Below are 12,703 nucleotides of genomic sequence, written 5' to 3'. Positions count from 1 at the left end.
CAAGCGGCTTCACCTGTAGGACTGTAGGAGCGAGCTTGCTCGCGATGGACGTCAACGATGACGTTGGCGGCCTGGATAAACGCGGTGTCTTGGCGTTTTTCGCGAGCAGGCTCGCTCCTACAAATGACAACGTGATTGCCCCGAGCACCAGCCGCTGCCTAGCAGCGGCTTTTGTATTTTCTGAAATAACGAAGTGGAGAGCCGCATGGTTCCCGTAATCGCCCTGGTGGGCCGACCGAACGTCGGCAAGTCCACCTTGTTCAACCGCCTGACCAGGACTCGTGACGCCATCGTCGGCGACTTGTCCGGTCTGACCCGTGATCGCCAGTACGGTGAGGCCAAGTGGCAAGGGCGTTCCTACATTCTGATCGACACCGGCGGTATCTCCGGTGACGAGCACGGTATGGACGAAAAGATGGCTGAGCAGTCGCTGCTGGCCATCGAAGAAGCCGATGTCGTTCTGTTCCTGGTAGATGCCAAGGCCGGTTTTACCGCCGCCGACCAGATGATCGCCGAGCATTTGCGCAAACGTAACAAGCGTTCCCACGTGGTTGCCAACAAGGTCGACAACATCGACCCGGAAATGGCCCGCGCCGAATTCGCCCCGTTGGGCATGGGCCATGCGATCCCGATCGCCGGTGCTCACGGCCGTGGTATCACCCAGTTGCTGGAAGCGGCGCTGAGTGAATTCCCGAAAGACGAAGACGAGCTGGAAGAAGGCGAGGAAGAAGTCGTCGCCGAAGGCGAGGAAGCCAAGCGCATTCCGGGCCCAAGCGAAAAAGACGGGATCAAGATCGCGATCATCGGTCGTCCGAACGTCGGCAAGTCGACCCTGGTCAACCGCATGCTCGGTGAAGACCGGGTCATCGTCTACGACCAGCCCGGCACCACCCGCGACAGTATCTACATCCCGTTCGAACGTAACGACGAGAAGTACACGCTGATCGACACGGCCGGTGTGCGCAAGCGCGGCAAGATCCACGAAGAAGTCGAAAAGTTTTCCGTGGTCAAAACCCTGCAAGCGATCAAAGACGCCAACGTGGTGATCTTCGTGATGGACGCCCGCGAAGGTGTGGTCGATCACGACCTCAACCTGTTGGGCTTCGCCATTGAATCGGGTCGTGCGCTGGTCATCGCGATCAACAAGTGGGACGGCATGACGCCGAGCGAGCGCGACTTCGTGAAGGTCGAGCTGCAACGTCGGCTGTTCTTCGTTGACTACGCCGATATCCACTTCATCTCGGCCTTGCACGGCACCGGCGTGGGCAACCTCTACGCGTCGGTACAGAACTCGTTCAAGTCCGCGGTTACCCGTTGGCCGACCAGCCGCCTGACCCAGATCCTCGAAGACGCGGTCAGCGAGCACCAGCCGCCGATGGTCAACAGCCGCCGGATCAAGCTGCGTTATGCCCACCTCGGTGGTGCAAACCCGCCAATCATCGTGATCCACGGCAACCAGATCGAGAAGGTGCCGAAGTCCTACGTGCGCTACCTGGAAAACACTTACCGCCGTGTCCTGAAGCTGGTCGGTACGCCGATCCGCATCGAGTTCAAGGGCGGCGAGAACCCGTACGAAGGCAACAAGAACACGCTCACCGACCGTCAGGTCAACAAGAAGCGTCGTTTGATGTCGCACCACAAGAAAGCCGACAAGAAGCGCCGCGACAAGCGCTGAGTCCAAGCCCTCACACTGTCTTGTGTGGGGGCTTGTTGTGGCGAGGGGGCTTGCCCCCGTTCGGTTGCGCAGCAGCCGCAATACCTGTACATGCGGTCTGCCAGACACTCCGAGATTACAGGGTTGGGGTCGCTTCGCGACCCAACGCGGGCAAGCCCGCTCGCCACAAGGTACGGTGTTGATCAATTGAAGAAGGGCGTCTATAAGGCGCCCTTTTTCATGCCTGCCGTTTGGGCTATCCTCGGACTCCCCCGCGCCGCCGTAGAGCCGGGTGTAGAGCAGGGAACCACCGATGATCACCAGCAAGCTGCCGAATGTCGGCATCACTATCTTCACGCAGATGTCTCAGCTCGCGGCACAGACCGGCGCGCTCAATCTGTCCCAGGGCTTTCCCGATTTCGCGGCCCCACAGGCCCTGTGCGATGCGGTTGGCCGGCATATCGCCAGTGGCCACAACCAGTATTCGCCGATGACCGGTCTGCCGGTGTTGCGTCAGCAGATTGCGGTGAAGATCGCCCGCAGCTATGGCACGCAGGTGGATGCGGATACTGAAGTGACGGTCACCCCAGGCGCGACCGAAGCGATTTTCTGTGCCATTCAGGCGGTTATCCACAGCGGCGACGAAGTCATCGTGTTTGATCCGGCCTACGACAGCTACGAGCCTTCGGTAGAGCTGGCAGGCGGTCGTTGCGTGCACGTACAACTGGGCTTGAACGATTTCAGTATCGACTTCGAGAAGCTTGCCCAGGCACTGAGCCCGCGCACGCGGATGATCATTCTCAACTCCCCGCACAACCCCAGTGGCGCATTGATCAGTCGTGCCGAACTCGATCAGTTGGCCGCCTTGATCCGCGATCGCGACATCTATGTGATCAGCGACGAAGTCTATGAACACCTGGTGTACGACGGCGTCCCCCATGTCAGCGTGCTGGCCCATGAAGAGCTGTATCAGCGTGCTTTCGTGGTCAGCTCGTTCGGCAAGACCTACCACGTCACCGGCTGGAAAACCGGCTACGTGGTCGCGCCGCCGACCCTGACGGCGGAGTTGCGCAAGGTGCACCAGTACGTCAATTTCTGTGGTGTGACACCGCTGCAACATGCCTTGGCCGATTTTATGGCCGAGCATCCTGAGCACGTCGAAGAGCTGCCGGACTTCTATCAGGCCAAGCGTGATCTGTTCTGCGATCTGCTGGCGCCGTCGCGTTTCAGTTTCACCCGGGTGACCGGCACCTATTTCCAGTTGGTCGATTACTCGCAGATCCGCCCGGACCTCAATGATGTCGAGATGGCCCTGTGGATGACGCGCGAGCATGGTGTGGCCAGTATCCCGATTTCGGTGTTTTACCAGACTCCGCCTGAAGGGCAGCGCCTGGTGCGGTTGTGCTTTGCCAAGCGTGAGGAGACCCTGCGTGAAGCGGCGGAAAAACTATGCGTGATCTGAGTGCATTGCCGAACCTGACCGTTGCGCTGATCCAGACATCCCTGGCCTGGCACGACCGTCAGGCCAACCTGGAGCATTTCGAGCCATTGCTGGAGCAGGCTCGCGGCGCTGACCTGATCATTCTGCCGGAGATGTTCACCACCGGTTTTTCCATGGAGTCCGAGACCCTCGCGGAATCGGAAAACGGCCCCACCAGCAAGTGGCTGCGGGGTCAGGCGGCAAAACTTGATGCCGTGATTACCGGCAGCGTGATCATCCAGGCCGCCGATGGCAGCCATCGCAATCGCCTGTTGTGGGCACGCCCGGATGGCGAGGTGTTGCATTACGACAAGCGTCACTTGTTCCGCATGGCCGGTGAGCATAACCACTACACCCCGGGCGAGCGTCAGGTGCAGTTCGAGTTAAAGGGCTGGCGCGTGCGGCCGCTGATTTGCTATGACTTGCGCTTCCCGGTGTGGAGTCGTGACGCTCAGGACACTGATCTGTTGTTGTATACCGCGAACTGGCCGGGTGCGCGCCGCCAGCACTGGAACCGCCTGTTGCCGGCGCGGGCGATCGAGAACCTGTGCTATGTGGCGGCGGTGAATCGTATTGGTTCAGATGGCAAGGGCTTTGCCTATACCGGTGACAGCCAGGTGCTGGATTTCCAGGGCGAGACGTTGCTTAGTGCAGGAGAGGCGGATGGGGTGTTTCAGGTCGTTCTGAATGCTGCAGACCTTCAAGCTTATCGCACACGGTTTCCGGCGAATCTGGATGCCGATACCTTCGAGTTCACCTGACAACTCTCCCATTCCTTGTAGGAGCTGGCTTGCCAGCGATTGCGTTCATTCAGATGCACCGGGTGTTCAGCATCGCCAGCAAGCCGGCTCCTACAACAGGATGAAAAAAGGCCCTGAGATTCGCATCTCAGGGCCTTTTGCATTTCAGCGGTGATTTACGCCGCTTTCGCTTCCGGCTGGCTCAGCGAACGGTTCAGCGCGCTGAACAGGGCCTTGAAGCTGGCGGTGGTGATGTTTTCATCGATGCCGACGCCGTGCACCGCACGTTCGCCGTTCACGCGCAGTTCAATGTAGGCCGCGGCCTTGGCATTGGTGCCCGCACCAATGGCGTGCTCGTTGTAGTCCATGATCTCCACCGGGATCGGCAGACCGGCCACCAGCGCTTCCAGGGCGCCGTTGCCCTTGCCGCGCCAATGCAGGTTGGTCTCGCCCTGGCCTTTGCTGGCCACTTCCACTTCGACGGCGCTGTGACCGTTTTCTTCCTGCAGGCGATGGCTGACCAGCGCGTACGGGGTGTTGGCCTGCAAGTACTCGCTGTGCAGCAGTGCGTGGATTTGCTGGGCGGTCATCTCAAGGCCCAGGCGGTCGGTTTCACGCTGCACGACCTGGCTGAACTCGATCTGCATGCGACGTGGCAGGCTGATGCCGTATTCCTGCTCCAGGAGGTAGGCGATACCGCCCTTGCCCGACTGGCTGTTGACGCGGATGACCGCCTCGTAGCTGCGGCCGATGTCAGCCGGGTCGATCGGCAGGTACGGCACTTCCCACAAGGCATCGGATTTCTGCTGGGCGAAGCCCTTGCGGATCGCATCCTGGTGCGAGCCGGAGAACGCGGTGTGCACCAGGTCACCAACGTACGGGTGACGCGGGTGAACCTGGATCTGGTTGCACTCTTCGACGACTTTGCGCACGCCGTCGATGTCGGAGAAGTCCAGCTCAGGGTTCACGCCCTGGGTGTAGAGGTTCAGGGCCACGGTCACCAAGTCGACGTTGCCGGTACGCTCGCCGTTGCCGAACAGGCAGCCTTCGACGCGGTCGGCGCCGGCCATCAGGCCCAATTCGGTGGCGGCAACGCCGGTGCCACGGTCGTTGTGGGTGTGCAGGCTGATGATCACGCTGTCACGACGGTTGATGTGACGGCCGAACCATTCGATCTGGTCGGCATAGATGTTCGGGGTCGCGCATTCGACGGTGGCCGGCAGGTTGAGGATCATCTTGTGCTCGGGCGTCGGGTTCCAGACCTCGATCACCGCGTCGCAGACTTCCTTGGCGAACTCCAGTTCGGTGGCGCTGAAGGTCTCTGGCGAGTATTCGAAGGTCCACTCGGTGTCCGGCTGCATGGCTGCGTATTTGACGAACAGCTTGGCGGCGTTCACGGCGATGGCCTTGATCCCGTCCTTGTCCTGGTTGAAGACAATGCGGCGGAAGGAAGGGGAGGTCGCATTGTACAGGTGAACGATGGCTTTCTTCGCGCCGCGCAGGGATTCGAAGGTGCGCTCGATCAGGTCTTCACGGCCCTGGGTCAGCACCTGGATGGTGGTATCGTCCGGGATGTGGTTGCCTTCGATCAGGGTACGCACGAAGTCGAAGTCGGTTTGCGAAGCGGCCGGGAACGACGCTTCGATTTCCTTCACGCCGACCTGCACCAGGGTTTTCCAGAAGCGCAGCTTCTTGACGGCGTCCATCGGCTCGATCAGCGACTGGTTGCCGTCGCGCAGGTCGGAACTGCACCAGATCGGCGCGGCGGTGATGGTTTTCGATGGCCAGGTGCGGTCCGGAATGTCGATGGTCGGGAACGCGCGGTATTTCGAAGACGGGTCTTTGAGCATGCTCATCGGGAAATCCTTATTGTGTGGGCCGAAAAAAGGCGGCCTGCCGGTGGATCAAAAGTTCTTGGATTGACGCTTGGGACGAGGCACCACGATTCAGCCCGGCAGTCGTGCGCTGACAAGGCACAGGCTGCTGTGCTGGCGGAGCTGAATGAGGGTGTGAGAGGTTTTCATGCCTTCAACCCTAACCGCGGGGGGAAAGGATGGCAAGCAGTCGAAAAAAATTGAGAGGAATACTCGTGAACGGGTATTTATCGAGATTTTATTGCTGTGATTGGCAATGATTGTTCTGTTGTTTGCGCGAGGTTTGAGTGGTGCGCAATTGGAGAAAACGGCAGCCTTGGATTCTTCTGGTGACTGGAATGCCGCCTTCGCGGGCAAGCCCGCTCCCACAGGGATTGCGCTGTACCTGTGGGAGCGGGCTTGCCCGCGAAGAGGCCATCAGCCTCGGCGAAGATTCAGGGCTGAAACGCACCAATGAAGATGGCCGGATCGACCCGCGCATCGTTCAGGCTGACATTCCAGTGCATGTGCGGTCCGGTTGCGCGGCCAGTTGCGCCGACTTTCCCAACCACGCCACCGCGCGCCAGTTGCTGCCCCACCTTCACGTCGATTTTCGACATGTGGCAGAACATGCTGATGAAGCCCTGGCCATGGTCGACGAACACCGTATTGCCGTTGAAGAAGTAGTTGCCGATCAGGATCACCTTGCCCGCGGCCGGGGTCTTGATCGGTGTGCCGGCGCCTACCGCGAAATCCAGACCCGAATGAGGATTACGCTCCTCACCGTTGAAGAAGCGCCGCACGCCAAACTTGCTCGACAGCGGCCCGTTCACCGGTTTGTCCAGCAGCAGGTTGCTAGGCGTATTGGGGCTGAACGTGCGGTAAGCGGCAATCTGCTCGGCCAGTTCACGCTCGATGCGCTTGAGATTTTCCGGGTCCGGATTGACCTGCTGGGTGTTCTTCAGGGTGATGCGCTGTTCCGGGTATTTCTTGTTGCCAACCGTAAAATTCAGATGGCGGCCGCCGCTGCTGATCGATTGGGCTCCCGGCTTGACCGTCAGCGGCACGCCGACGATGGCCAGCCAGTTGTTCTGCTCCTTCACGACCAGCACGGGTTTGCCTTGATAACTGGCTTTTGGCGCCTGGGCGGACGGGCCCAGATCGACCACCGCCACGCCGCCCGGCACTGGTTTGTTCAACAGGCGGGTGATGTAGCTGTCGGCGTGGGCGTTGAAGGTCAGGAGCAGCAACAGCAATGGAGCCAGGAAACGCGGCATGGATCAGTCCAGTAAAGAAAGGGTGACAGGCGTCAGGTGGTTGTCTTCGACCCGCACTTGCAGTTCGCCTTCGCCCAGCTTGGCCTTCAGGCGCTGGCCGGTATGGGTTTGCGCGGCGTTGCGGATCGCATTGCCGCGCTCGTCCAGCAAAATGCTGTAGCCACGGCCGAGGGTCGCCAGCGGGCTGACCACATGCAGGGTCTGCATCTGGCTGTGCAATTGCAGGCGACGGTTCTTCAGCCCTTCGCGGATGGCGCGCGGCAGGCGTTCGGCCAGGCTGTCGAGGCGTTGGCGCAGCATTGCCAGTTGCCGGCCCGGATGTTGTGCGGCCAGACGGGTTTCCAGACGGATCAAGCGTTCGCGACGGGTGTTTAGGCTACGCTCGAACGCGCGGCGCATGCGCATGTCCAGGTCATCCAGGCGTTGCGCTTGCTGGCGCAGGCGCTCGCCGGGATGGCGCAGGCGGCGAGAGATACCTTCCAGACGCAGGCGGTCGCGCATCAAGCGGTCACGCATGCGCATCACCAGCCGACGGTGCAGGCTTTCGACCCGACGCACCAGGTCACTGGAGTCCGGAGCCAGCAATTCAGCGGCAGCGGAAGGGGTGGGCGCGCGAACATCGGCCACGAAATCGCTGATCGACACGTCGGTTTCATGGCCGACCGCGCTGACAATCGGCGTCACGCAAGCGTCCACGGCGCGGGCCACGGCTTCTTCGTTGAAGCACCAGAGGTCTTCCAGCGAACCGCCACCCCGGGCCAGGATCAGGGCGTCGAAACCGCGGGCATCCGCCAGTTTCAGCGCGCGGACAATCTGTGCGGTGGCTTCGCGGCCCTGTACGGCGGTGGGGATCAGCGTCAACTGCACCTGCGGTGCGCGACGGCGGAACACGCTGATGATGTCGCGGATCACCGCCCCGGTGGGCGAACTGATGATGCCGATGCGTTGTGGATGCGCCGGTAGCGGGACCTTGCGCTCGGCACTGAACAGGCCTTCGGCGCTGAGCTTTTCCTTGAGTGCATCGAAGGCCAGGCGCAAGGCGCCATCGCCGGCCGGCTCCACGGTGTCGAGGATCAGTTGATAATCACCGCGCCCCTCGAACAACGAGACCTTGCCGCGCACCTTGACCGCCAGCCCGTCCTTCAAGGCCTGGCGAACCCGTGCTGCGTTCTGCCGGAACAGCGCGCAACGCACCTGGGCGCCGCTGTCCTTGAGGGTGAAATACACGTGACCGGACGCCGGGCGGGCGAGGTTGGAGATCTCGCCCTCTACCCAGATGTTGCTGAACACGTCTTCGAGCAACACCCGTGCGCGGCCGTTGAGCTGGCTGACGGTCAGGACTTCGCGGTCCAGGCCGAGTCTTGCAAAGGGATCTTTAATCATGGGGCGCAGTTTAAAGGCATTCTTCAAGTGAATGCACGACCCCTATATCACCAAATGCTCGAGGAACTGTTGAACCAGTGCTGTGGGGTGTTTGCGGTACGCCAGAGCGACGCAGCTATGGCTGCCGGGGTCTGCCAAAGGCAGGAAATGAACGTTGGGTGGCGCAATGTCTTGCATCGATTCCGGCAAGAGGGCGATACCAAATCCCGCCTGGATCAGTTGCAGTTGCGTGGTCTTACGCGAAATTACCCGAGCTGCTTTGGGAAAGAAGCCTTGGCGCATGCACAACTCGGCAGAAAGGTAGCTAAGACCACCTCGCTGGGGATGAGGGATGGAAATAAACGCTTCGTCGCGTAGCTGCCCCAGGTTGATCTGCCGCCCGGATTTGTCCCTGGCCAGCCAGTGATCGGGCGGGACTGCCACCAGCAAAGGTTCGTCGTAGAGCGGGTCGATTTGCACCTCTTCACACTGACGGAGCACTGGCAGGCGCAATAGGCCGATGTCCAGTCGGCCGTCTGCCAACTCTTGCAACTGCGCCTCGGAAGCCAACTGAGCGATGTCCATGGACACGCCGGGATGATGTTCGAGATAACGGCCGACGCTGCGCAGCAGTCGGCCGCTCATGGGCACAGTGCTGGAATGGCTCAAGCGTAAGGTGCCGTGTTGACCTTTGCCGATCCTGGTGGCCGTCTCGCTGGCCTTGATCAGCTCGCTCAACAGGTTTTTGGCACGGGGTAAAAAAGCCTCACCCGCTGGAGTGAGCTGGGGCCGCCGCGCAGTACGTTCGAAAAGTGGGGTTTGCAGTTGGACTTCCATGTCCTTGATTTGCCGGCTCAGGGCCGATTGGGCGATGAACAGGCGCTCGGCTGCGGCGCTGAAGCTGCCGCATTCAGCGATTTCAACGAAGTAACGCAGTTGCCGGGTTGAAAGCACAAGGCATGCCTTTTTGAGATGGGTTAATGGCTTTGATGATATTAGTCGCAACGCTCAGCGATGGCTAAAGTCAGCGAACTTAAAGTAGGGGAACGCTGCAATGAGCGTATTGACGTTGTTGAACCAATGGCCTTTCAGCGCCATGGACTGGCTGGTCATCGGCGCGGGAATCGCCTTGGCCTACATTGTGTTCGGTATCGCCGGGTTCGGCACCGCGCTGGTGGCGGGGCCGATTCTGATTCTGTTCATGCCGCTGTCGAAGATCGTGCCGTTGCTGGTGTTGCTCGATTTCGTCGCGGCATTCGGCAACCTGTTGCCTTCGCGGCGGGATGTGGCAAAACCGGAGCTGTTGCGGCTGTTGCCGTGCATGGCGGTGGGTTGCACGCTGGGGGTGATATTCCTGCTGAACCTCAAGTCCGATCTGTTGCTGCTGTTGATGGGGCTGTTTATCAGCGCCTATGCGATCTACAGCCTGTGGGTCAAAACCCGCCCGACGCAATTGTCTGCCGTGTGGGCTGTGCCCATGGGCACGGTGGGCGGGATGTTCGGTGCCTTGTTTGGCAGCGGCGGCTTTCTGTATGCGATCTATCTGAACAGCCGCTTGCCCAAGGAGGCGGCCCGGGCCACCCAGAGCGCATTGATCAGTTGCAGTACGGTGGTGCGTTTGAGCCTGTTTGCGATCGCCGGCGTGTATGCCGATCTGCCATTGCTGGTGCTGGCGGTGTGTCTGTTGCCGGCGATGGTGCTGGGGCTGTGGTTCGGGCGACGGCTGACCCTGCGCTTGTCCCGCGAGGCGTTCGTGCGCCTGGTGACGTGGCTGGTGCTGGCCAGCGGGATTGCGTTGATCGGGCGTTACCTGAGTACCTGAACACATTTGTTCCCCTCTCTGTAGGAGCCCGGCTTGCCGGCGATAGCGTCCTTGAGGGCGTCATCGCCGGCAAGCCGGGCTCCTACAAAAAACGGTTCGTGTACAGGTTGGGGTCAATCGTTGTACTGGCTCAACAACCGCTCCAGTCGTGCACTGAGGCGGCGTTTGATTTCGGTCTCGATGTGCGGGGCGAAATCGTCGATCACGTCTTGCATGATCAACTGCGCGGCGGCGCGCAGTTCGCTGTCCAGGTGCAACAGGTCATCCGGGTTCTTGCTGACGGCAGGCGCCGGTGCAGCTGCGATGACCGGTTCAACGATCGGGGTGGGGGTTGTCGGTTCGACAGGCGGCGAAGGCTCGCTGACTGCGTCGAACAACATGGGAATCTGTTCCTGATCGCCTTCCTCGACCGTGTCGGTCAGCAGGGGCGGTTGCAGGTTGTCATCGCCGAGCAATTGGCGGATCGACTCAAGGTCGTCCAGCAGGTGCGCGGACTGTTGCAGCGGTTTTGGAGTGTCCATTGGAAGGCTCAGAGTCGCTGTAAACGGTGATCTTGCAGAGGATAGCCCTGTTCGCGGTAGAAACGGAAACTCTCCCGCGCGGCCTGGCGAATCGTCGGGTCTTCCACCACCACTTCCGCCACGCGGGCGAAACGCTGGGCGAAGGCCGGGACTTTCAGGTCGAGATTGACCAGCAAGTCCTGATGCTGACCGCAATCGTCACCCAGACCCAGGACAATCAAGCCATCCGGTTCGTTTTCGGCGGGGCCGTGGGGCACGAAGCTTTCACCCTTGAACGTCCAGAGGCGTGCGTCGAGATCGTTGCGTTGGGCGGCGTCGCTGCAATGCAGGTAGACACGGTGACCCATGCGCCAGGCCTTTTCGGTGAGCTTGCAGGCGAAATCCAGGCGTGCCGAAGGATCGGCGCTGGGCAGGATATAGAAGTCGACTTTGGTCATTGCGGTTCCTGATCCCTTGGGGGCACTGCCCGAAAGCAATGCCCCCCAGGGTCATTGGTTTCAGGCTTTGGCGCGGTCCAGCAGGTATTGGGTCAGCAGAGGAACCGGACGGCCAGTGGCGCCCTTGTCCTTGCCGCCGCTGGTCCAGGCGGTGCCGGCGATGTCCAGGTGCGCCCAGTTCAGGTTCTTGGTGAAGCGCGACAGGAAGCAGGCGGCGGTGATGGTGCCGGCTTTCGGGCCGCCAATGTTGGCGATGTCGGCGAACGGGCTGTCCAGCTGTTCCTGGTACTCATCGAACAGCGGCAGTTGCCAGGCGCGGTCGTCGGCAGCCTTGCCGGCGCTCAGCAGTTGGCCGATCAGTTCGTCGTTGTTGCCCAGCAGGCCCGACGTGTGGGAACCCAGGGCGACCACGCAAGCACCGGTCAGGGTCGCGATGTCGATGACCGCTTGCGGCTTGAAGCGCTCGGAGTAGGTCAGGGCGTCGCACAGCACCAGACGGCCTTCGGCGTCGGTGTTGAGGATTTCCACGGTCTGGCCGCTCATGGTGGTGACAATGTCGCCAGGGCGCGAAGCGTTGCCGCTCGGCATGTTCTCGGCACAGGCCAGGATGCACACCAGGTTGATCGGCAGCTTCAGCTCCAGCACGGCACGCAGGGTACCGAACACGCTGGCGGCACCGCCCATGTCGTACTTCATTTCATCCATGCCGGCGCCTGGCTTGAGGCTGATGCCGCCAGTGTCGAAGGTGATGCCTTTGCCGACCAGCGCATACGGCTTCTCGGATTTCTTGCCGCCATTGTATTGCATGACGATCAGGCGTGGCGGCTGGGCGCTGCCCTGGCCTACGGCGTAGAACGAGCCCATGCCCAGCGCCTTGATCTTCTTCTCGTCGAGGACTTCGACTTTCAGATCCTTGAATTCCTTGCCGAGGTCTTTCGCCTGCTCACCGAGGAAGGTCGGGTGGCAGATGTTGGGTGGCAGGTTGCCCAGGTTACGGGTGAAGGCCATGCCGTTGGCGATGGCAGTGGCGTGGGTCACGGCGCGCTGCACTTCAGCTTGAGCGGCCTTGATGGTCAGCAGGGTGATTTTCTTCAGGGCGCGGGGTTCGGCTTTCTGGCTCTTGAACTGCTCGAAGCTGTACTCGCCGTCCACCAGGGTTTCGGCCAGCAGGCGGGTCTTGCCATAGCTGTCGCGGCCCTTGACCACGACTTCGTCGAGGGCCAGTACCGCGTCGCTGCCGCCCAGGCCCTTCAGGGTATTGAGGATGCCGGCGATGATTTTGCGGAACGGGCGGTCACCCAGCTCGTCGTCCTTGCCAGTGCCTACCAGCAGCACACGCTCGGCCTTGAGGTTCGGCAGGCTGTGCAGCAACAGGCTCTGGCCAACCTTGCCGGCCAGGTCGCCGCGCTTGAGCACGGCGCTGATCGCGCCGCCGCTCAGTTCGTCCAGTTGTTTGGCAACGGCGCCGAGCTTGCGGCCTTCGCCGACGGAGACCACGAGAGTGGCGGTCTTCAACGTTTCCGGGTTGACGCTTTTTACAACCAGTTCCATGTCCGG

Annotated in this window: 11 protein-coding genes; 4 read left to right on the top strand and 7 right to left on the bottom strand. The window is 61.1% G+C overall.

Annotated features, from left to right (window positions below; all coding sequences use genetic code 11):
* Nucleotides 1-205: 205 nt before the first annotated feature.
* From der to AB7M25_RS24935, 3 genes are all read left to right on the top strand, one after another.
* Nucleotides 206-1,675, top strand: coding sequence for a ribosome biogenesis GTPase Der (gene der / locus AB7M25_RS24945; RefSeq protein ID WP_104450781.1), 1,470 nt, complete (start codon nucleotides 206-208; stop codon nucleotides 1,673-1,675).
* 292 nt (nucleotides 1,676-1,967) lie between these two features.
* On the top strand, nucleotides 1,968-3,116 hold the full coding sequence (locus AB7M25_RS24940; RefSeq protein ID WP_429385609.1) for a pyridoxal phosphate-dependent aminotransferase: 1,149 nt from the start codon (nucleotides 1,968-1,970) through the stop codon (nucleotides 3,114-3,116).
* Nucleotides 3,104-3,895: an amidohydrolase gene (locus AB7M25_RS24935; protein WP_429385611.1), complete on the top strand. Its 792-nt coding sequence runs from the start codon at nucleotides 3,104-3,106 to the stop codon at nucleotides 3,893-3,895. Before AB7M25_RS24940 ends, AB7M25_RS24935 begins: the two co-directional genes overlap by 13 nt.
* 155 nt (nucleotides 3,896-4,050) lie before the next feature.
* On the opposite strand, the gene leuA is transcribed toward AB7M25_RS24935, so the two are convergent.
* From leuA to AB7M25_RS24915, 4 genes are all read right to left on the bottom strand, one after another.
* Nucleotides 4,051-5,730, bottom strand: coding sequence for a 2-isopropylmalate synthase (gene leuA / locus AB7M25_RS24930; RefSeq protein WP_007973979.1), 1,680 nt, complete (start codon nucleotides 5,728-5,730; stop codon nucleotides 4,051-4,053).
* 452 nt (nucleotides 5,731-6,182) lie between these two features.
* The gene (locus AB7M25_RS24925; protein ID WP_126049495.1) at nucleotides 6,183-7,004 is read right to left on the bottom strand and encodes a peptidoglycan DD-metalloendopeptidase family protein; all 822 of its coding nucleotides are present in this window, start codon (nucleotides 7,002-7,004) and stop codon (nucleotides 6,183-6,185) included.
* A 3-nt stretch (nucleotides 7,005-7,007) separates the two neighbouring features.
* Nucleotides 7,008-8,387 carry an exodeoxyribonuclease VII large subunit gene (gene xseA / locus AB7M25_RS24920; protein ID WP_008053235.1) on the bottom strand — a complete coding sequence of 460 codons (1,380 nt, stop codon included), beginning with the start codon at nucleotides 8,385-8,387 and terminating at the stop codon, nucleotides 7,008-7,010.
* 42 nt (nucleotides 8,388-8,429) lie between these two features.
* Nucleotides 8,430-9,320: a LysR family transcriptional regulator gene (locus AB7M25_RS24915; RefSeq protein ID WP_429517658.1), complete on the bottom strand. Its 891-nt coding sequence runs from the start codon at nucleotides 9,318-9,320 to the stop codon at nucleotides 8,430-8,432.
* Between the two features lie 100 nt (nucleotides 9,321-9,420).
* On the opposite strand from AB7M25_RS24915, the gene AB7M25_RS24910 reads away from it, so the two are divergent.
* The gene (locus tag AB7M25_RS24910) at nucleotides 9,421-10,188 is read left to right on the top strand and encodes a sulfite exporter TauE/SafE family protein (RefSeq protein ID WP_429517660.1); all 768 of its coding nucleotides are present in this window, start codon (nucleotides 9,421-9,423) and stop codon (nucleotides 10,186-10,188) included.
* 113 nt (nucleotides 10,189-10,301) lie between these two features.
* Here AB7M25_RS24910 and AB7M25_RS24905 read toward each other — a convergent pair whose 3' ends face one another.
* From AB7M25_RS24905 to AB7M25_RS24895, 3 genes are read right to left on the bottom strand one after another with little or no spacing between them, the layout of a single operon-like run.
* Complete coding sequence (locus AB7M25_RS24905; protein WP_429385619.1) at nucleotides 10,302-10,709, bottom strand: DNA polymerase III subunit chi; 408 nt, start codon at nucleotides 10,707-10,709, stop codon at nucleotides 10,302-10,304.
* Nucleotides 10,710-10,717: 8 nt separating this feature from the next.
* Nucleotides 10,718-11,146, bottom strand: a complete 429-nt coding sequence (locus AB7M25_RS24900; RefSeq protein WP_015093639.1) for a DNA polymerase III subunit chi — start codon at nucleotides 11,144-11,146, stop codon at nucleotides 10,718-10,720.
* Nucleotides 11,147-11,206: 60 nt separating this feature from the next.
* Complete coding sequence (locus AB7M25_RS24895; protein ID WP_429385736.1) at nucleotides 11,207-12,697, bottom strand: leucyl aminopeptidase; 1,491 nt, start codon at nucleotides 12,695-12,697, stop codon at nucleotides 11,207-11,209.
* Between the last annotated feature and the right edge of the window lie 6 nt (nucleotides 12,698-12,703).

The sequence above is a fragment of the Pseudomonas sp. AP3_22 TE3818 genome (genome assembly GCF_053628995.1).
The sequence above is the reverse complement of the archived record's forward strand: the minus strand, read 5'-3'. Positions and strand labels throughout refer to the sequence as shown.